The sequence below is a fragment of the Cyanobacteria bacterium GSL.Bin1 genome (assembly GCA_009909085.1).
Taxonomy (GTDB): domain Bacteria; phylum Cyanobacteriota; class Cyanobacteriia; order Cyanobacteriales; family Rubidibacteraceae; genus Halothece.
In genome coordinates this window covers 83,248-103,597 of record JAAANX010000034.1, presented here as the reverse complement: position 1 = coordinate 103,597, position 20,350 = coordinate 83,248, and the positions used below count along the sequence as shown (strand labels likewise).

Below are 20,350 nucleotides of genomic sequence, written 5' to 3'. Positions count from 1 at the left end.
CTCGCCTCACTTAAAAACGCGAAGTCTCGGAAACGAGATGGAGAAGCCCGCGTTCTATCCGTAGGATGAACGATGGGAAGATGTCACTAACAATAATTGATGCATCGGCACATAAGTGGAGATACCAAAGGAGATGACACGCAGATAAAGAAGCGACTAATAATTCTTCTGGGTTATATTGGGTTGGATTCCCCAGAAAAGCTGGATCGGCTGATCCGATAATGACTGGCTTATTTTCCACTTTAATCTCATAGGTGCGTTGATAACTCCGATAATTGACTGTTCCTTGACCTTGATTCCCTTGCCAAGTTAGTTGTGCCGAATAGTGATGTTTTTTTTTCTGGGTTCATTGTCATGTAGTACTTCCTAAGCGGGTGAGGGACAAAATTATCGGTTTAGGGAATAGGGAAAAAAGGATGTACTTCATGAGCATAAGAATTGCTAATAAACATTAATCAAATCAGGGGCTAGGTTTGTTTTCCTTAATCCAACCCACCCCATACAAGAAAGCTATTGATAATAGCGTTGGTCTAACCACATTCTCACTTCTGATTCCGAAGTAAAGCTTGCTTTGAGATTAGTATAGGGATCATAAACGTCCCACCAAATCTCTCCGCGACGATTTGATCTTTTACGAACTTTTGGTTCAGGGGGGCGCGTTAAGTAAGTGATTAAATGCTCCCACAGTTGATGCAAAGGACGTTGAATTGCTTGGGGTTGAATTCGCTGCTGAGTATAGGGAATAATTTGATGCGAAACGAGGACTTTTTCATATAAGACACGGCTTCGTCTCATCGCTTAGCTCTCCTGAAAAGATATTTTTTTGAAGTTCTAAATTCACTGTAGAGTTCATTTCAGGAAGGATCAAAAAGTAAGCTGCATCTGTTCTATGAGTAAAATTGATATCTGAATTAATGCTGAAATGCCCGTAGTGTTTCTAGGAAAGCGTAAGTTGCCGGTGTGTGCAGGGCATCTTTGCGCATCGCCGCATAAATCACGCGCTCTAGGGGAATTGGTAAATTACAGGCATGAATGGTTTCTGGGATCGGTTCAGCCGCCAGACGGGGTAAAATGGCAGCGCCTAAGCCTTGCTTCACTAAACTCATCATGGTCGAGTCGCCACGAATCCGGTAAGCTACCTCTAGAGGAACTGTTTCCTGTTGCACATAAGGCTCAATATATCTAGAACAACTTTGGCTATTGGGAAGAATGAGAGGAAACTGTGCCAGTTGTTCCCAGGTTAGTGTTTTTGTCTCTTGATGAACCACTGTATTGGGAGGTAGCAAGACAACATATTCATCTCTGAGTAATTCAAAACTGTCAAAGTCGTTGGGATTGAGCAGATCGCTTAAGCTAATATCAGCATTCCCTTGCTGCAAAGCTTGTTCCAATTCCGTCCATTCTTCAAACTCGGTGATTGTCACTTTAATATTCGGAAAGCGCTGCCGAAATTTCACCAAAATTTCCGGCAATAAATGCGTCGCCAGACTGCGAAACGTTGCCACTCGCACCCTTCCCCCATCTAATCCTTTCGCGTGTTGTGCCGCGCTGACAATATCGGAAAGATGGGTCAATACCTTTGCTGCATGTTGAACAATTTGTTCGCCCACAGGTGTCAGATGCGCCCCATATCGCCCCCGATGCAACAGTTGAACACCTAATTCTTCTTCTAATGACGCGATCGCGTGACTAATTCCTGATTGCGACACATTAAGTTCCAAAGCCGCCTGACTAAAGTTTTGATGTTGGGCAACGGCAACTAACGCGCGTAACTGAGAAATCTTGATATTAGGCAAAGTCATGACTCATCTCGACTGTTTTTGACGCTGGTAGCGCTTGATTGTAATTTGGATATAGCGTTTCCACTGGGCAAAATCTTCTGCATTGGGTTCAGTTTGTTGCCAAGCTTCCCGGGTGGATAATTTTTCTTGCCAGGCTTGGAGACGAGGATAAGGATCCGCAGCGATACCCAAGCGAAATAATAAAGGAACGGTTGCACCGACCACAATATCGGCTAAGTTGAGGGTATCCCCGCCAAAATAGTTATTCTGTGCCAGTTGTGCTTCCAGAAAGCCTAAACCGGTATTTAAATCTGTTTCTTGTTCAGTCGTTAAGGGTTGCACTTCTGCATTGGCAACCAGGGGTAACTTGGGCATCACTTCATTGGTCGTTACCATTTGCACCATTCTCATTTTGGCGAATTCAGGGGCGGAGTGGGGTGACAAAGTAATTTCAGGATAACGCTTTTCCAAGTAATCCAAAATTGCTAAGGATTCAATCAGTCGTAAGTTATTCTCAACAATAACTGGTACATGATGAAAGGGATTTAACGCCAGAAACTCCGGTTGATTTTGTTCCCCGCGTAAATCAACCAAGACAGGATGAAAGGGAATCTGTTTTTCGAGTAAGGCGAGCCAAACTCGGCGCGCAACGGGGGAAAGGGGATGATAATAAAAAGTCAGCATAATTTTCTCCGTTCTATAAAAGACCAATCGGTCTGTTTTAGGTAAAAAAAATGAGCTAATCTGATTGTGAGGGTTTGAGGGTCGTATCGATGTAGTTGAGGAGATGTTGTTGAGCGCGATCGAGATAAGCGCGATCGTCATAAAGCTTACTCATCATTAAGCCTCCTTCGAGCACGGAAATAAAAACAGTTGTCGTCATTTCAACATCAACAGTGGCTTGGATTTCTCCCCGTTTCACACCGCGATTGATAATATGCTCAATCATTACTTGCCAATGATCCATGGCTTGCTGCGTCCGCTGACGTAGTAAGGGATGGGTATCATCACTATCAACAGCCGTATTCAAAATTGGACAACCGCCAGCAAGTGGCGGATCTTCGATAGTGGCGGTAAAGACTTTCACCATCAGTTGTAAGCGGTTAATGGCATGACGATGAGTGTGCAGCACTTGGCGATGACGCTGTTCGAGTTGTTGGACTGCATAATCAAACGCCGCTAAGGCTAACTCGTCTTTATTCCGAAAGTGGTTATAGATCCCTCCTTTTTTTAAGCCGGTTGCCTGCATGATGTCAGACATGGCGGTTCCCTTGTAACCATACTGATTAAAAATTTCAGCAGCTTGTTCAATAATCCACTGACGAGTGGCTTGTGCTTTCGACATCATTAAGAAACCAATCGGTCTGAAATAAATTTACCAGATCAAAGACGATTGCTCAAAGGTGTTTTTCCATCAGGTAATTGGCAAAGGTTTCTCCACGACGAGTGACACACTGTTGATTCACTACGGAAAAGCCCATCTTCTCAAAAAATGGCTTGGCGGTAATGCTAGCGGCTGTGACTAAGCGAGGGAGTTGCAGTTGAATTGCTTGGCTTTCAATTGCTTGGTAAATTCGACGACCGACACCACAGCCTTGATAGTTATGATGACAGTAAAAACAATGGATATCGCCATTGGCTTCTAATTCACCGAAGCCAATAATCGTTCCCTTGCAATCCGCCACATAGGTGTAATATTGGGAACAGATTACTGCCCAATTGCGGAAGTAAATCTGATCCGGTGCCCAGGCTTTGACTTGAGAAGGGGAATAATCTCGACTGTTGATCTTGCGGACTGTATCGTGAAAGAGTTGCGCAATTTGTTGGGCATCACTGGCTTGAAAGCGCCGGATTTTGTAGTCAGGAGTTTGAGGAGACATCTTGAGATCTTGATGCTATTGTTTTTAATTATCCCCTCTCAAACGATTGACGTTTCTCCTTATTCGCTAAATAATTGAATGAGCCAACGGTTAATTGTACCGTCATCTGTAGTTCTCCCCTTTTCAAGTGCTTCTTCAACAATGGTCATTTGTAACGTTGGTAAACTAATTACCCTGGCAGCGATCGCGTTATCTCGTCCATGATTCAATCCTAATGGGCTCATTTCAATTTTCATGTAGCCGTGATCATAGTAAAATCGAGCCTGCTCAGATTTCGGTTGATGAGTTAGCTTTTGAAAGCTTTGCCAACTCATGGCTTGCCAAGTTTCAGTTAAAGTTTTATCAGAAGAAGTATTAACCATACTTATAGAAGTTTTGCCGGAAAACTTTTATAACTTTAGTTTAGTGGGGAGAATGAAGAAAGAGTAAAGGAAATCAAGCTTGATGACTGGTAAGACCGTTATAGTAAAAAAAATGATCTTGAATGATGACTTGAACTATCCCAGTGGATGTTGTCATGTCAGCATTGATTGAGGAGGTGCTATGGCACTGGATGTGGTAAGTGCAGAAATTTCAGCGTTAGTCGTTCTACTCAACAGTATTTTGACCAGCTTGTGTCAGTTGCTGGCTCTGTTTGTCATTGCCATTGGCGTAACCAAGGCACTGTTTATATTTCTCAAAGCCGGTTTCTTTCGCCCTGAAACCACAGAAGCTTTTCAGCACAGTCGCCTTGCGATGGGGTATTCTTTTTCTTTGGGATTGAGTTTTTTGATTGGTGCAACGATTCTCAAGACAATGATTTCTAGCCGCTGGGATGATATTGCTCGATTAGCCGCAATTATTGCTGTTCGCACTTTACTGAACTATTTATTGCTTCAGGCGATTAATTCATCGAAAGAGGATTCATCTCAGTCATCTTCCCCAAGCTTACTTTCCAAACTTCCTTCACTTTCAGGAGAGTAGAATGCTGTTGATCTTAATCCAGTTCCATCAAGTAATAACCTGCTCAAGGAGTTTTTGACGAGATTTTTCCACGAAAGGATCTCCCGAAAAATTCTTTAATTTATCTGTCATCCTGAGAAGACCCTCATCTCAGATGATGGGATGAATCAGGATAGTTGTGTGGTATGATTTTGGCAAGCTAAAGGAGGGATATTGGATTAGTCGTGTAGTACGAACCTATCCTCACGCTTTGCTCCGGCTGGAAAAAGGCTAACTGCACCAAGTGGGTATCGAAAACCGCTTGCCCCATTGCTCCACTGATCGATAAGTATCAAGGGCGGGAGATCAAAATAAATTACGATACCGTCGGGCGGACGGAAATCTAAACGCTTGGGGAGCTACCTTTAAGAGCGCTTGCTGTAAAAGGTGTAGTCAGGTAGGACATGAGACCGTAAGACCAAAATTAACTTAGTTAATGGAGGCAAGACTCAGCCCAAGAATCCCTCACCTCCGGTGATGGGAGCGTCAATCCATACAGTGGGACATCCAGAAAGTTTCCGCATCATAAATAGTTAGCTTGCCACGCACAGCTTTGATGCAAACCGAGATTATGAACTGCATTATTCGACCACTCGAATTAGAAGACGAGCCATTTCTCTGGGAAATGTTGTATCAAGCCATACACGTACCTGAGGGGCAAACTACTTTGCCACGAGAGATCGTCCAAATCCCAGAACTTGCTCGCTACGTTCAAGATTGGGGGCGTGAGGGCGACTGTGGTTTTCTTAGTAGCGATACACTCACCAGCCAACCTATTGGTGCCGTATGGCTACGCTTGCCAATAGGAGAACACAAAGGTTATGGCTATGTGAATGACAACACCTCTGAACTCAGTATCGCAGTTCTCCCTGAATATCGTGGTCAAGGTATAGGCACAAAATTGCTGAGCCGCTTATTTGCATCTGAGTGGGGGAAATCGTCTATTTCGTTGAGCGTCTCCGCAGATAATCCAGCAGTGCGGCTTTATGAGCGTTTCAGGTTTAAGATTGTAAGCAGGAGCGATGAGTCACTCACGATGAAACGAAACTAAAATGCAATCAGCGAGAGGCTAATACTTCACTGCAGCGGACTGACAAAGGGTGCTGCAGTGAAGTTGCTGAGATTATCTACCGCCGCTGCGTTTTGCCGTTAGGTAGGCGTGTTCCGCCCTAATGAAGACAAACAAGAAGAAAGTAACATGGTTGACAGAATTCGTCAGTTCTGTACAATATCGGAATCAGAGGAATGGATGAGCCAAGCCGCGCACCTACTGATAGGAACCTTCCGTGAACTGGAAAACTATGCCTGGTCCGACGATGAAAGTGCGCGCAAGGAAGTAGTCGAATGTATACAAGACCCAAACGTCTGTATCGGGCTTTGCGAGGGCAACACATTACTCGGCTGGATTGGGCTACGTCCGATGTACAAGACGACCTGGGAAATGCATCCCCTGGTGGTTGATCCTCAGCATCAAAGGCAAGGGATTGGTAGAACTCTACTAGAAGAAATAGAGAGAATCGCCAAGGAAAAAGGAATCATCGGAATAGTGCTTGGGACAGACGATGAACAATTCAGGACTTCGCTATCTCAAGTCACCATTAGCAGGGACAACATCTGGGAAGAGATTAAAAAGATCAGGAATCTCAGGAATCATCCTTATGAATTCTATGAGAAGTGTGGATACATGATCGTGGGAATTGTCCCAAACGCAAATGGTAAAAATAGACCGGACATCTGGATGTGGAAGGCGCTGGAATGAAAAAAAAAGGATTGGTCTAACCAATGCTTCGAGTGGATTTGATAATCAAGGGCACGTTGCAATACTTCTCGAATCAGCCTCCCTATTGATTGGTAAAGATGGGGACAAGGTTAAAGGATCAAGGGACAAGGAACGTTAAATTACCCTTTTCAGTATCGCCTTTAAACGACAAGTACTGGGGCGCGTTGGCAAACCTTGGATTGATCCAGGTTGAGAAATTTACAAGCTATCCGGTCAACTCAAAGAATTATGGAAAGGTTTAAGGATGGGAAGGCATGAAGTTGAAATTTCGCGATCAAGCGAAGCTCGCTGCCAGAGGTGATCGCGCTAGCGCAACCTTGATGACATCATAATGGACTCATTTCAATTCAGAAAAAGTAAAGGAAATCAAGCTTGATGACCGGTGAGACCGTTATAGTAAAAAAATAGTTAGCTGCAGGAATAGAGATGAGAATTCTTACAAACATCTGCACAGACGATCTGCAAAGCAGTAAAAAATTCTATGTTGACCTTCTTAAGTTAAAGGTCAAATACGACAGTGATTGGTATGTTCAGCTTTGTGTGCCAGATAATTCGGAATTCGAATACGGAATCATAAAGCGGGATCATGAATTAGTACCTGAGCAATACCAACAAAAACCTACAGGTATGTATGTAACGTTTGTAGTATTGGATGTAGACGTTACTTATCAAAAAGCAATTGAAATGGGGCTGCAAATAATTCAAGAACCACGCAATGAGTTTTACGGACAGCGCCGTTTTCTTACACTAGATCCTAATGGTTGTTTAATCGATATTTGCTCTCCTTGGGAGGCATCGTAATGGCAATCGTTCTACAGCTAACAAGGCGCTGCACTCGGACGGCAATTCCGCTACCCTCCATTGCCGCCGGTGAGCTTGGTCGTTAGGTAGACGTGTTACGAATGGCTTGCGGTTGCGGGGCTAAAACTGTGGCAACAGCAAGATAAATTGACAGTAGACCGGTAAGAAAAAGCAAGCAACCCATAACAATCAGTAAAGAAAAATAGCATTGCCGACACAGAAAGTAAAACAACTTGATTCAGGTTTAATCTCAGCTAAAAATGTCGCTTTTGATGCCATTGCCAAGCGTGACCAATAATTTGCTTTAAATCAGAATATTCAGGTTGCCAGTTCAAAATTTGACGCGCTTTCTCACTACTGCCCACTAACATCGGTGGATCGCCGGGGCGTCGGTCAGCTTCTTCTACGGTAAAATCTTTTTCTGTGACTGCTTTGGCAGTGGCTATCATTTCTCGCACGGTAAAACCATTGCCATTACCGAGATTAAAGATTTCACTCGCTCCACCGGCTAGCAAATATTCTAACCCTAAGACATGCGCTTGGGCTAAATCGGTAACGTGAATATAGTCGCGAATGCAAGTACCATCGCGGGTGGGGTAATCAGTACCAAAGATTTTAATGGCATCCCGTTTGCCTAAGGCAGCGAGTAAAATTAAGGGGATGAGATGAGTTTCCGGGTTATGATCTTCTCCCGCTTGCCCGTAGGGATCGGCCCCAGCGGCATTAAAATAGCGGAAAATGACGGATTTCAAGTTATAAGCGGTATCAAAATCTTGCAAGATCCGTTCTACCATTAACTTACTTGCTCCATAAGGGTTAATGGGATTTTGGGGATGGGTTTCGGGAATCGGAACCGTTTCGGGAACGCCATAGGTGGCACAAGTAGAGGAAAAGACAAATTTATCAATTCCTGCATTTTGCATCGCTTCTAAAAGCGTTAGGCTACCAAAAACATTATTGTGATAATATTTGGCGGGATTGGTCACGGATTCTCCCACATAAGCATAAGCAGCAAAGTGCATGACTGCGGCAATCTCTCGTGTCTGGAAGATCTGATCAAGGAGGGCGCGATCGCTGGTATCGCCAACAATTAATTCTGCCTTGAGGTTATTTTCGACAATATCCTGATGTCCATAAACTAAGTTATCAAGAATAACGACATCATAGCCTTTCGCTTGTAAGGCAAGAACAGTGTGGGAACCGATATAGCCGGCACCACCGGTAACAAGAATAGTTGAATTCGATAAGGAGGACATAGGTAATCAATATATAGATGATTCGACTTACCAGTTGAACAGGGGACAAACTTGACCCAAATCAATTAATTGAGTTAATTGAGTACCCTAAAAATTGTTTTTTCAGGATTATGCCTTATTATAGGTTGTCTGCTAAAAACTGGGTCATGTAGAAACAACAACTCTGGATTCAATCAATTGGTAATTGGTGTTGGTTTCTAATGACTGCAAAATTTATCTTTTGCTTCCCATCCTCAACTTTATTTTGAATGACTATTTATGCTTGGTATTTTAGTAATGTTACTGGCAGGTGGCTTTTTGTCTCTGCAAAATGTGATTGTCCGCGTATTTTTTCAAGGCAATGCAGAAATTGGCGGGATCTTACCGTCTAACTTTGAGCATACTGTCCTCTTTTTGCAAACTCGCACTTTTTTTATGGTGCTTTTCCTGAGTTTAATCGCATTGCGGATTTATCCGAAAACTTTTACTGAAATTGCCCAAGCTGGAATGCGCTTAAAATCCGCTTTACTCAGCGGTTCAATTTATTTTGTCACGGTGATTCTCCTTTATTTAGCGATTGGTAATATTCCCGCGGGCATTGCAGTGACGCTCTTTTTTATCCACCCCATTGTCGCAATGTTGTTGGGATGGTGGCGCGATCGCGCAGCGCCAAATCGCTGGCGTTGGGGCATTATTACGGGTGTGATGCTCGGTTTAATTTTAGTGACTCCGCAGTTGCAAGGGAATCTTTCTTCGCAATTTACCTTCGGCATGATGTGTGCTTTGGGGGCAGGCATTGGCTTTGGATTATATGCATTTACGGCTCAAAATGCTTTGATACAATTTCATCCGATTTCTTTTTCCCTCATTACCTTTTTTCTACTCTTTCTTTTGTCCAGTTTGACGGGCTTGATCTTACAAATTACCATTCCCCAAAACCTTTGGTTACCGTTACTGCTGTGGAGTGCGGCATCAGGATTGATCACCCTTGGGGGATTAGTCTTTACTAATTTAGGAATTCGCTTAGTGGGGGCAGCAACGGCTACTTTAGTGGGCTCGATCGAGCCGGCACTGACCGCAGTGGTGGCTTGGCTCATTCTGCAAGAAACCCTCGATCCCAGACAGATGATTGGGGTTGCCATTGTCACTCTCAGTATTGCCAGCTTAGGATTAGAGAGACGAAAACAAAGTTCAACTCTCCACAGGAACCGCTCTTAAGAGGCGGTCAACAATCACTTTTTCCTTGCGTCCTCCCGCTGGAATTAACCGATGGGAAAGCACATAAGGAGCAAGAAATTTCACATCATCAGGAATGGCATAATCTCGCCCTTCAAGAAAAGCGAGGGCTTGCGTCGCCCGTTGCAGGGCAACCGTTCCCCTAGGGCTAACCCCTAACCTCACCTCTTCATCTTCCCGCGAAGCCCGCACAAGATTCAGAATATACTGTTGTAGAGGCGTAGCGACTTTGACTGCCAAGACTTGACGCTGTAATTCGATAACGTCTTCCGGGGAAATGGAAGGTTGTAAGGCCTCCAAACTAGTGCCTTGACGCTGTAGCATTTGCAGTTCTTCTTCTGCGGTGGGATATCCTAAACTTAAAGACAGCGCAAACCGATCCATTTGGGCTTCTGGCAGGGGAAATGTCCCTTGGTATTCAATGGGATTTTGCGTTGCAATCACAAAAAAAGGCTTTTTGACCGGACGCGTCTCCCCATCAATCGTGACTTGCTGTTCTTCCATGACTTCCAATAAGGCAGATTGGGTACGGGGGGTTGCCCGGTTGACCTCGTCTGCGAGAAAAATATTAGAAAAAACGGGACCCGGAACAAACTCAAAGGTTTGATCCCGCTGATTCCAAATATTGGTGCCTGTGACATCAGACGGTAGGAGGTCAGGGGTACATTGAATGCGCTGAAATTTGCCATTAATCGACCGCGCTAGGGATTTCGCTAGCAGGGTTTTTCCAACGCCAGGCACATCTTCGAGGAGAACGTGACCGCCACTGAGGAGAGCGATGATGACCAAGCGAACAGACGTATCTTTACCCACAAAAATTTGGGCAATGTTCTCGGTTAGTTTTTGGATATAGTCTCTCATGGATTTACAGGTTGAGAAGAGGGTTGGGGAAGAAGCTGACGCGCTGTTTCGCAATCTCTAGCAATTTGGGCTTTGAGGGCATCTAAAGACTCAAATTTAGTTTCTGGACGGAGAAACTGCTTTAATTGTACGCTCAAAGTCTGCTGATATAAGTCTCCGCTCCAATCGAGAAGATGAATTTCGATGGTCGGATGTTCCCCATTAACCGTAGGACGCCTCCCAATGTTCATCACGCCAGGGTGAGGCGTAACCATTGAGTGAGTCATACTCGTCACCTGCACGGCATAGACGCCATGACAAGGAATCAATTTATTACGGGGAAGGGCAAGATTAGCAGTGGGAAACCCAATCGTCCGTCCCCGTTGTTCTCCAGTGACCACTGTTCCTTTCAGAGTGTAAGGTCTGCCTAAGAGTTGATTGGCCAGCTGAATTTCCCCTTGATTTAGGGCTTCGCGGATCCGAGAACTACTGATGCGTTGTTCGGCATTCGTTTGTAAATTGGCAATATTAACCTTAATCTGAAAGGAAGACGCGATCGCGCGCAGATCTTCAGCCGTTCCCTGACGTTGGTAGCCAAACCGAAAGTCTTCTCCCACACTAATATAGTAGGGGTCTAATTGTTCAATTAAAATTTTTTGCACAAAGTCTTCAGGAGAAAGGGCAGCGAGTTCTCGATTGAAAGGGAGCAAAACCAGTTGTTGGATTCCCAAAGCTTTGAGATGACTAATTTTTTCCTCTAGAGGCGTGAGGAGAGAACAGGGCTGCCCACTAAAATATTCCCGGGGATGGGGATGAAAAGTGACCACTGTCGAACGTACCGATTGCTCTAAGACCGGTTGAATGACATTCCGGTGTCCGCGGTGAACACCATCAAAATTACCGAGCGCGATCGCGGTTGGCGTTAAAGCCTGTTCTGGCGTTGGGGTAATCCACACAGGAATTGTTGCTGACTTCCTTTTCAAATCTTCATATTATCGGAAATCCTGAAATTTGGCTACTCAACCTCCTCATTCAAGAAATTGATTCACGATTGTTTATTCCTGATATTGGGACTTCGGATAAAGGAGTCTCCCTCATTTGAGGGAGGGGCTTTCCCAGACGAGTTTTAAGCAAATGACTGGAACTAAGCACATCGATATTTAGGCGATACCCGACATTACGCACAGTTTGAATCAGCAATGGCTGTCGGGGATTGGTTTCTAGTTTTTTCCGTAATGATAGGATATGGGTGTCAATGGTGCGAGGATTATCAATTGCTTCGGGCCAAGCCCGACGTAATAATTCTAACCGAGACAAAGCAACTCCTTGGGCTTGTGCCAAAACATAGAGTAAGCTGAATTCCTGTGGCGTAAATTCAATTTTTTCCCCTTGCAAATAAACTTTGCGCTGCGCCAAATTAATTTTCAACTGACCGTAATCGAGCAATAAAGGGACATTACTTCCTCGAAACCGTCGCGCTAGCGCCTCAACTCGCGCCATGAATTCCCGCATACCAAACGGTTTCACGAGGTAATCATCGGCTCCGGCTTTTAGCCCGGCAACAATATCTGCTTCACTGTGACGGGCCGATAGCATTAAGATCACTGCTTGTTGATAGCGATGCAACCAATAGCAGAACTCCAAGCTATCTCCATCTGGCAAATCGGAATCCAACACCACCAAGGTCAATTCGCTACTCTGCAAATGCTTTTTCCCTTGCTGGATCGTCCCCGATTGAGACACAGAGAACCCAGCCTGCTGTAAATGCCAACCCAACAGTGATCTGAGATGGGGATTCCCCTCAACAATGTGAATAGAAATTGATTCCACTGTACGTTTTACGACTGTCATCCTAGTGGTATCAAAAATAACAAAGATCCAGGGAAAGTTCCGTAACAAGTGTTACTGGGGACTAGACCAGTGTTACCAAGAAATCGTCACTGAAAAGACCCACACAAACCGATAAAATCAACATACTGTCTTGGGAGGACTTAATCAAATGCTAGCTCATTTACTTGCTCTTGCAATCGCCCTAGGAAGCTTTGTTCTCTATTTCTCAGCCTTCTTTTTTCCAGAAATTCATCGTAAAAGCGACTTTTACTGGAGTGGCTTGGGACTCTTTTATGGTCTCGTTTTGTGGGTTTGTGCGGGACGAATTACCGGTGCTGTTCTCCTCGGAACGGTTGCAAGCACCGCTTTACTCTTGTGGTTTGGTACACAAACCTTACTCTTACGCCGGGCACTCGCTTCACCCGCTGAGAAAACGAAGGTCTCTCAAACCATTGCCACTCGTTTGCAAGCTCTTTCTCCACAACGCCTCTGGCAAAAACTGAGAGGTCAGCGCACAACGCCCGAACCGGCTGTTAATAACCAATCCGAAGCAACACAACCAGCAGAAGCCACTGGGGAAACCGACCCAACACCCCCCGAGTTGCAACCAGAAGAAGAAACCAAAAAGCAGTTATCCAGCAACAAGGAAGAAAGTTCAGAAGCATCTTCTGAAACAGAGGAGAAAAACACCCCATCCTAACGTTAAAATAACGATACAACTTCACTGAATTTGTCCACCCCACAAGCACAACAAAAGACCGTGACAACCAATAATAAGAGTTATAAGGACACGATTAACTTACCCAAAACTGATTTTGCGATGCGGGCAAACGCAAAACAGCGAGAACCTGAAATTCAAGCGTTCTGGCAGCAGGAACAAATTTATGAAATGCTGTCGCAACAAAATCCCAAAGATGTTTTTGTTTTGCATGATGGACCCCCCTACGCTAACGGTTCACTGCACATGGGGCACGCCTTGAATAAAATTCTTAAAGATATAATCAATAAATACAAACTCTTACAAGGTTATAAGGTGCGCTATGTCCCGGGTTGGGATTGTCACGGTTTGCCCATTGAATTAAAAGTTTTACAAAATATTGAGGAGAAAGATGCCTATGGCTCGGTCTTCGATCTACGCGCCCAGCTGACTCCCATTAAGCTACGGAAAAAAGCAGCAAAGTTTGCTCACAAAACAATTGAGGTGCAACGGGAAGGCTTCAAGCGTTATGGGGTCTGGGGGGATTGGGACAACCCTTACTTGACGCTAAATCCGGCTTATGAAGCGGCGCAAATTGGTGTTTTTGGGGAAATGGCACTGAAAGGGTATATTTATCGGGGTTTGAAACCTGTGCATTGGAGTCCCAGTTCTCAAACTGCCCTCGCTGAAGCAGAATTGGAATATCCTGAGGGACACACTTCCCCGAGTATCTATGCCGTGTTTCCCATAACGGCTTTGGGAGAAGCGGCACAAGCCGCCTTAGGAGAATATGCGTCCAGTTTAGGGGTTGCCATTTGGACAACTACCCCTTGGACCATTCCAGGGAACTTAGCGGTGGCGGTAAATCCCGATTTAAATTATGCGGTAGTGGAACCCTCAGGAGACAACGCGCCCTGTCAGTATTTGATTGTGGCAGCAGAGTTAGTGGAGAAACTTTCCGCAACCTTAGGACAATCGCTAACGGTACAAACAACGCTTCCGGGAAAGGCATTGGAATATTGTCAATATCGCCATCCCCTCTTTGATCGCGAAAGTCGGATCTTGATCGGTGGTGATTACATTACAACTGAATCAGGAACCGGACTGGTTCATACTGCACCCGGACATGGTCAGGAAGACTATGTGGTTGGGATGCGCTACGGTTTACCGATTTTATCTCCCGTTGATGAACAGGGAACTTTTACAGAGGAAGCCGGTAAATTTGCAGGATTAGAGGTGCTTAATGGCGGGAATGATGCAGTTATTGAGGCGTTACAAGCAGCAAACTCTCTTCTAAAACAAGAACCCTATCAACATAAATATCCCTATGATTGGCGCACCAAAAAACCAACAATCTTCCGGGCGACCGAACAGTGGTTTGCTTCGGTAGAAGGGTTCCGCGAAGCTGCCCTCATGGCAATTGCCTCAGTCAATTGGCTGCCGAAACAAGGGGAAAATCGCATTCGGGCGATGGTTTCTCAGCGGAGTGATTGGTGTATTTCTCGCCAGCGTAGTTGGGGCGTTCCGATTCCGGTATTTTATGACGAGGAGACGAATGAACCGTTGCTGACCCCTGAAACCATTGCTTTCGTGCAAAATATTATTGCCGAAAAAGGATCGGATGCCTGGTGGGAAATGTCTACCGAGGAGTTGTTACCGCCGGAGTATCGCAATAATGGACGCACTTACCGCAAGGGAACGGATACGATGGATGTCTGGTTTGATTCTGGTTCCTCTTGGGCGGCGGTAGCGAAACAGCGAGAAGAACTGAAGTATCCGGTGGATATGTATTTGGAAGGATCCGATCAACATCGGGGTTGGTTCCAGTCCAGTTTATTAACCAGTGTGGCGACGCAAGGCATTGCCCCCTATCAAACGGTTCTCACCCATGGCTTTGTCTTGGATGAAAAAGGCTACAAAATGAGTAAGTCCATGGGGAACGTGGTTGATCCAGCGGTGATTATTGAGGGCGGTAAAAATCAGAAAAAAGAACCGGCTTATGGGGCAGATATTCTGCGTCTCTGGGCATCTTCTGTGGATTATTCGGCGGATGTTCCCATTGGTCAAGGCATTCTGAAACAGTTGGCCGATGCCTATCGCAAGATTCGCAATACAGTCCGCTTTCTGTTGGGGAATTTACATGATTTTGACCCAAAAACAGATGGGGTAGCCTATGAACAACTCCCCAGTTTAGACCGCTATATGCTGCATCAAACCAGCGAGGTATTTGCAGAAATTACTGCTGCCTTTGAAGACTATGAATTCTTCCGCTTTTTCCAAACGGTACAGAATTTCTGTGTGGTGGAACTTTCCAATTTTTATCTCGATATTGCCAAAGATCGGCTATATATTTCCGATGCGAGTTCCTTACGACGACGCAGTTGTCAGACAGTATTAGCGATTATTGTCGAGAATTTGGCTCGCGCGATCGCGCCCGTTTTATGCCATACCGCAGAAGATATTTGGCAAAATATCCCTTATCCCCTACCTCACCAATCAGTTTTCGCTTCTGGATGGATTCCTCAACAAACAGATTGGAAAAATACAGACCTTGCGGAAAGTTGGTCGAAATTACGTCAAATCCGTGGGGAAGTGAATAAAGTTCTTGAACAAGCCCGAACTGAAAAACTGATTGGCGCTTCTCTCGAAGCTAAAATCTTACTTTATGTATCTGACTCGGAGTTACAGGAACAACTGCGTGCCATGAATCCCAATGAAACAGTTGGAGATGGCTTACACGTGGATGAACTGCGCTATCTATTCCTTGCTTCACAAGTGGAAGTGTTAGATACCCCAGAGGCAGCGCAAAATGCTGTGTACCACAGCGAAACCGAACTGGTAACAGTTGGAATCGTCAAAGCAGAAGGCGAGAAATGCGATCGCTGCTGGAATTATTCCACCCAAGTCGGGCATTTTCCGGATGATCTAACCATCTGCGAACGATGTCATGACGCTTTAGCCGGTCATTTCTAATCAAAATGGGAGAGGGTTATCCTACTTCTTAAAAAGAAAAGAAGGATAACTAATCTTCTACAATCAACTCGAAATCTCTAATGTTTTCTGAGTTCAGAAACGTTTTACACGATTGATGCTTGGTAGCCATTTCGCTGATTTTACAGCTTTTTATTGCTAGACTCAAAAAAGTTTTCTGCACCAGCAAGGCTCTTTAATTTAGCGTTTGTCCAACTTTTCAAACCTTATTTAACCTCTGCGAGTAATTAACCCCCAGATAAAAATTGCAATGATCGCTCCAAGTACGGCAACAATTAAACCAGAAATACTCAAAGTAGTGGCCGTCAAAGACAAAGTCCCTGTCGTCAAAAAAGTGTGTAGCGTTCCTCCAATAAAAGCACCTAGTAACCCAAGAAGGATAGTCGCTATAATTCCTCCTTCTTGATCACCGGGATAAATTGCTTTAGCAATGATTCCTGCCAATAGTCCTAAAATTAACCAAGCAATGATATTCATTTCAAGTTTTTATGTATTAACACTTAAACACTTACATATTAAAGGAATAATGAACAGATAAAGGTAAAATATTACATAATCTTAATAAGATTAATATCATCGAGATTATTAATAATTATTCATATTTATCTGCTGAATTTTCTATCAAAAGCCAGATGGAATAGACCCTAAAATATAGTAAGGATGGGAACCAACAGTAGATGATGTGATTGCTGGGAAAGCGAATCTCTTATTTTTAAAGGGAATAGGCGTCGTTACAAAATCTACAGTTTATTCGCTTGGAAATTGAGTCTTTCCTGAATTTGAGAGAAATCGCCCAACTAGATCGTTACAACTATCTTTGTCCATTTGTCCTTCATTAAAACTTTATGCTAATTTATGCTAAACGGATTTTTACTCACTCGAGTGTTACTTCAATTTCAAAGTAAATCAGATGATTTGTTAAAAGAACTTTCTGCTGTTGCCCTCACCCCAGATGGCAGTCTTTGGGTGGGCTCAGACGAGTATATTACCTTAGAGCGTCTGACTCCTATGGGTAATGGGACTTACGGTAACCATGAAACCTTTCATCTTAAAGATTTTGTTGATCTCTTTGATCACGACTTTGAAATTGATATTGAAGGGATAGACTATTCTGATGGCTATCTCTGGCTCGTTGGTTCCCATAGCCTCAAACGCAACAAAACCAAAGGCAAGAAGCCGAAAAAAGATATTGAACGACTCTCGGAAATCGAGCGTGATCACAATCGGTTTCTCTTGGCACGGTTGCCGGTTCTCAATGGAGAGCTGGTCCCGACCTATGCTCGATCAAACAATAACGAAGATGCTTTAACTGCTGCCTCTTTGCAAAAAGTGGAAGGTCATAACCAACTGATCGAGGCTCTCATTGAAGACGAACATTTAGGCCCCTTGCTATCCATCGGTCTCCCTTCTAAGGATAATGGCTTTGATATTGAGGGGCTAGCCGTCCAGGGGCACCGCATTTTTCTTGGGCTACGGGGTCCCGTCTTGCGCGGTTGGGCGATCATTTTAGATATTGAGCTAGAAGTCACTGCTCCTGGGGTTCTGACCCTTAAAGATTTGGGAGATGGTATCTTATATCGCAAACATTTCCTGGATCTCAATGGTCTCGGCATTCGGGAACTCTGTTTCTACAACGATAGCTTATTGATTTTAGCAGGACCAACAATGGATCTCGAAGGTGCGATGCAATTGTTTGGTCTCAAAGATATGCTTGATTGCAGTAAGGACACCCTATGGGATCAAGATTCTGACCACTTAGAACTTCTGTTTAACTTACCTTTTACCATTGGTTCCGATCATGCAGAAGGACTAACCCTCTTCCCCTGCTTTGAAGATGAAAAGGGATTAATGGTCGTTTACGATTCCCCGAATGAAAACCGTTTTCGTGATCAGCAATCTATTTTTGCTGATGTCTTTCAACTACCCAGCTCTAAGCTAGAGAAACTGACGTGATCGGAGAGCTGCTTCCAGCAAGCTTAATTGAGTTGACATCGTCTCCTGTTAGCATTCGTCTAGCGGGAGCTTCCTATTCAGCATCAATGAGTATTAAGAACGAGACTGGTGTTTTCAGCACTTCTAAGCTGTGTCGCCATTATGAGCATTGGAGTTGGTGAGGTGAGACTTGGGTATAATCGTTTATCCCCTTTCGCTCCAGCTTTGAATGCAAAATTTTAATGATCTGAATATTTATTGCTCATTTTCATCCGAAACTCATGGAACGATGTCACCTTTAAGGGACGAAACCAAAATGTGATATATGATAATCTATATTACATTAGATTTAGCGGCTGAAATAATAATGTCTGTAAATGCAGGTCAATTAGCTCGTTTCACTTTGAGCTTAAGCTGGGGCTTGTTTTTTGGTTTTTTTATCTCAATTCATCCCTTTATGAAAAAGGTAGAGGTTTACATTTATGATTACTTGATACAACAAGCTAAACTACCAGCAGCTAATTCTTCTATTATTTTAGTCAAAGCAAATAATGAAAATCTGGCTCCTTCTAAGGAAAAACTAGTTTACGCTAATCTGGTAGAGAGATTATTAGAGGGAGGAGCCTCAGTTGTTGTTCTGAACTTACACCATAGTTGGAGAAACCCTGATGATAATCACTGGTTAAATTCTCAATTTTCTCATCGTCCCTTACGAGCATTAGTGCAGAAATATTCTGAACAACTCGTTTTAGTAACTCCCATACAAACTCAAACCGACTCAGAAAAACGTCAATTTAAAGTTTATAATCACCTTTTGAATCAAGATCTAAAATATTCGATTGCCCCACCAAAAGTTCAAGGTTTTTTTGAATATAATTTTATCCAGCAATCTCCCATAGATATTAATAGTGCTGCTCGTAGAATTCATTTAAATGATCGGTTGATTAAGAGTGATAATCTAGAAAAAATTCATTTAGAATCATTTGCAGTAATTGCCTTCAAGAAATATGCTCGATTCTTAAATCGACCTTTAAATACTTATCACCAAAACTTACTTGACACTAAAAAAATAAAAGGGATTAATTTTGGACAACAGAAAAAACAATTTACGACTCTAAGTTTAAGCGATATATGTGGCGATAATCAAAGGGTATTATGTCAACCGAAATCTCGTTCAAAACAGGTTCCTTTAATTCGGAATAACATTGTCATTGTTGGTTTTACTAAAGGTGATTTTCTGAACACGATGCCAATTCAATCTCCTGGAGGAGAAACGATACCTGCAATTGAACTTCAGGCATATTTATTAGCAAATTTAATGACAGATTCTTTTTTTTCCCCTCTTCCGCAAGAGTTTGTCATCATGCTCTTAGTTTCAGGTGGAATATTAATTACTAGCACAATTATGCTGGGATTCAATCAAAATGCTTTTTTATGCCTCCCTCTTTCTTGTTGGAGCCTCTTAATTGGAACTGGTATTGCTTTTGGCGGGCTGACATTCATTCTATTTTCTAACTACATCACCATACCCATCATGTCGCCTATCTTAACCGGTCTTGGTTGTGGCGCTGCTGCATGGATCTGTCAATGGATTAAGCAAGAGAAAGATTATATTAATCAACAACAGTTAGAAATTGAGCAACATATTGCAAATGAACAACAAGTTGCGTTATCTCAAGCTCAGAAGATTCTCTATCGAGTTGGAGATGAACTCCATAGCGGAGCCCTACAAGAACTCAAACTCCTGATGGACGATTTGGAATTGTTGCAGTTAGGCGCTTCCTCTGTTGAAATTAGCTCAATTTTAGAAAAAGCTGAAAAAATTGGAACTGATTTACGGTTAGCTTTATATGATACGCATTGGATGGCACAAAAATTACATATTAATTCTGAATTAAACGAAGGATTATTGGTTGCTATAAAACGTAAATTAAAAGAATTAGAGAGTCAAGATAATATTAATATTAAAGTTATTCAACAAATTCAATTCTTACCAGAGCCAATTAATAATCAATTGTGGATTGAAGCACGAGAAGAGATTTTTCAATTTTTTAATGAAGCCATTTCTAATGTAATTTATCATGCGCTGCCTCCTCATGGAACTGCAACTTATATCAAAGTTGCTTTATCCTGGCAAACCAAAGGGGAATTAGTCATTGAAAATGATGGTGTACAGATTTTATCTAGTGCCCAAAAGAGTACTGGCTACGGCAGTCGATTGATGGAATCTGTAGCAACTAAATTGCCACAAGGACATTGGGAACGAAACTTTTTATTTCAAAAAAAAGTCAGAGTAAGATTAGTTTGGGAACATCGATTTTAGAATTATAAAGAATTTTCTAAATTGAGTAGGAATTTAATAAATA

At 43.3% G+C, this 20,350-nt stretch carries 19 protein-coding genes and 3 pseudogenes; 9 read left to right on the top strand and 13 right to left on the bottom strand.

Annotation, left to right across the window (positions count from 1 at the left end; translation table 11 throughout):
• Positions 1-85: 85 nt before the first annotated feature.
• The 7 genes and pseudogenes from GVY04_02665 to GVY04_02635 form a co-directional block, all read right to left on the bottom strand.
• A pseudogene (locus tag GVY04_02665) lies at positions 86-343 on the bottom strand (OsmC family peroxiredoxin).
• Between the two features lie 167 nt (positions 344-510).
• Positions 511-795: a hypothetical protein gene (locus tag GVY04_02660; GenBank protein ID NBD15070.1), complete on the bottom strand. Its 285-nt coding sequence runs from the start codon at positions 793-795 to the stop codon at positions 511-513.
• Between the two features lie 116 nt (positions 796-911).
• A complete protein-coding gene (locus tag GVY04_02655) occupies positions 912-1,802 on the bottom strand; it encodes a LysR family transcriptional regulator (protein ID NBD15069.1) in 891 nt (296 codons plus the stop codon).
• 3 nt (positions 1,803-1,805) lie between these two features.
• Positions 1,806-2,465 (bottom strand): glutathione S-transferase family protein, encoded by a 660-nt coding sequence (locus tag GVY04_02650; GenBank protein NBD15068.1) that lies wholly within the window; start codon positions 2,463-2,465, stop codon positions 1,806-1,808.
• Between the two features lie 55 nt (positions 2,466-2,520).
• A complete protein-coding gene (locus tag GVY04_02645; GenBank protein NBD15067.1) occupies positions 2,521-3,126 on the bottom strand; it encodes a TetR family transcriptional regulator in 606 nt (201 codons plus the stop codon).
• A 52-nt stretch (positions 3,127-3,178) separates the two neighbouring features.
• The gene (locus GVY04_02640) at positions 3,179-3,661 is read right to left on the bottom strand and encodes a GNAT family N-acetyltransferase (GenBank protein ID NBD15066.1); all 483 of its coding nucleotides are present in this window, start codon (positions 3,659-3,661) and stop codon (positions 3,179-3,181) included.
• Between the two features lie 167 nt (positions 3,662-3,828).
• Positions 3,829-3,930, bottom strand: a pseudogene (locus GVY04_02635) (Uma2 family endonuclease).
• Positions 3,931-4,204: 274 nt separating this feature from the next.
• On the opposite strand from GVY04_02635, the gene GVY04_02630 reads away from it, so the two are divergent.
• The 4 genes from GVY04_02630 (at position 4,205) to GVY04_02615 (ending at position 7,223) form a co-directional block, all read left to right on the top strand.
• On the top strand, positions 4,205-4,624 hold the full coding sequence (locus tag GVY04_02630; GenBank protein NBD15065.1) for a DUF1622 domain-containing protein: 420 nt from the start codon (positions 4,205-4,207) through the stop codon (positions 4,622-4,624).
• Positions 4,625-5,213: 589 nt separating this feature from the next.
• Entirely contained in the window at positions 5,214-5,693 is a 480-nt protein-coding gene (locus GVY04_02625) for a GNAT family N-acetyltransferase (protein NBD15064.1), read from the top strand.
• 147 nt (positions 5,694-5,840) lie between these two features.
• Positions 5,841-6,401: an AAC(6')-Ia family aminoglycoside 6'-N-acetyltransferase gene (aac(6'), locus tag GVY04_02620; protein ID NBD15063.1), complete on the top strand. Its 561-nt coding sequence runs from the start codon at positions 5,841-5,843 to the stop codon at positions 6,399-6,401.
• A gap of 447 nt (positions 6,402-6,848) precedes the next feature.
• A complete protein-coding gene (locus GVY04_02615; protein NBD15062.1) occupies positions 6,849-7,223 on the top strand; it encodes a hypothetical protein in 375 nt (124 codons plus the stop codon).
• Between the two features lie 82 nt (positions 7,224-7,305).
• On the opposite strand, the gene GVY04_02610 is transcribed toward GVY04_02615, so the two are convergent.
• A complete protein-coding gene (locus GVY04_02610; GenBank protein ID NBD15061.1) occupies positions 7,306-7,455 on the bottom strand; it encodes a hypothetical protein in 150 nt (49 codons plus the stop codon).
• A gap of 22 nt (positions 7,456-7,477) precedes the next feature.
• Positions 7,478-8,479, bottom strand: a complete 1,002-nt coding sequence (galE, locus tag GVY04_02605; GenBank protein NBD15060.1) for a UDP-glucose 4-epimerase GalE — start codon at positions 8,477-8,479, stop codon at positions 7,478-7,480.
• 258 nt (positions 8,480-8,737) lie between these two features.
• Between galE and GVY04_02600 the strand changes: the two genes are divergently transcribed.
• Complete coding sequence (locus GVY04_02600) at positions 8,738-9,676, top strand: EamA family transporter (protein ID NBD15059.1); 939 nt, start codon at positions 8,738-8,740, stop codon at positions 9,674-9,676.
• Here GVY04_02600 and GVY04_02595 read toward each other — a convergent pair.
• From GVY04_02595 to GVY04_02585, 3 genes are all read right to left on the bottom strand, one after another.
• Positions 9,650-10,555 (bottom strand): AAA domain-containing protein, encoded by a 906-nt coding sequence (locus GVY04_02595; protein ID NBD15058.1) that lies wholly within the window; start codon positions 10,553-10,555, stop codon positions 9,650-9,652. The two genes, GVY04_02600 and GVY04_02595, sit on opposite strands and share 27 nt — an antisense overlap.
• Positions 10,552-11,490, bottom strand: a complete 939-nt coding sequence (locus GVY04_02590) for a bifunctional riboflavin kinase/FAD synthetase (protein ID NBD15057.1) — start codon at positions 11,488-11,490, stop codon at positions 10,552-10,554. Before GVY04_02590 ends, GVY04_02595 begins: the two co-directional genes overlap by 4 nt.
• A 76-nt stretch (positions 11,491-11,566) precedes the next feature.
• Positions 11,567-12,364 (bottom strand): response regulator, encoded by a 798-nt coding sequence (locus GVY04_02585; protein NBD15056.1) that lies wholly within the window; start codon positions 12,362-12,364, stop codon positions 11,567-11,569.
• Positions 12,365-12,533: 169 nt separating this feature from the next.
• Between GVY04_02585 and GVY04_02580 the strand changes: the two are divergent.
• Together GVY04_02580 and ileS are read left to right on the top strand one after the other, a co-directional pair.
• Positions 12,534-12,872 (top strand): annotated as a pseudogene (locus GVY04_02580) (hypothetical protein).
• Positions 12,873-13,124: 252 nt separating this feature from the next.
• Positions 13,125-16,034: an isoleucine--tRNA ligase gene (ileS, locus tag GVY04_02575; GenBank protein NBD15055.1), complete on the top strand. Its 2,910-nt coding sequence runs from the start codon at positions 13,125-13,127 to the stop codon at positions 16,032-16,034.
• 228 nt (positions 16,035-16,262) lie between these two features.
• On the opposite strand, the gene GVY04_02570 is transcribed toward ileS, so the two are convergent.
• On the bottom strand, positions 16,263-16,529 hold the full coding sequence (locus GVY04_02570; GenBank protein NBD15054.1) for a GlsB/YeaQ/YmgE family stress response membrane protein: 267 nt from the start codon (positions 16,527-16,529) through the stop codon (positions 16,263-16,265).
• Between the two features lie 378 nt (positions 16,530-16,907).
• On the opposite strand from GVY04_02570, the gene GVY04_02565 reads away from it, so the two are divergent.
• Both GVY04_02565 and GVY04_02560 read left to right on the top strand, forming a co-directional pair.
• Positions 16,908-18,005 (top strand): DUF3616 domain-containing protein, encoded by a 1,098-nt coding sequence (locus GVY04_02565; GenBank protein NBD15053.1) that lies wholly within the window; start codon positions 16,908-16,910, stop codon positions 18,003-18,005.
• Between the two features lie 304 nt (positions 18,006-18,309).
• On the top strand, positions 18,310-20,307 hold the full coding sequence (locus GVY04_02560; protein ID NBD15052.1) for a CHASE2 domain-containing protein: 1,998 nt from the start codon (positions 18,310-18,312) through the stop codon (positions 20,305-20,307).
• The last annotated feature ends 43 nt before the right edge of the window (positions 20,308-20,350 follow it).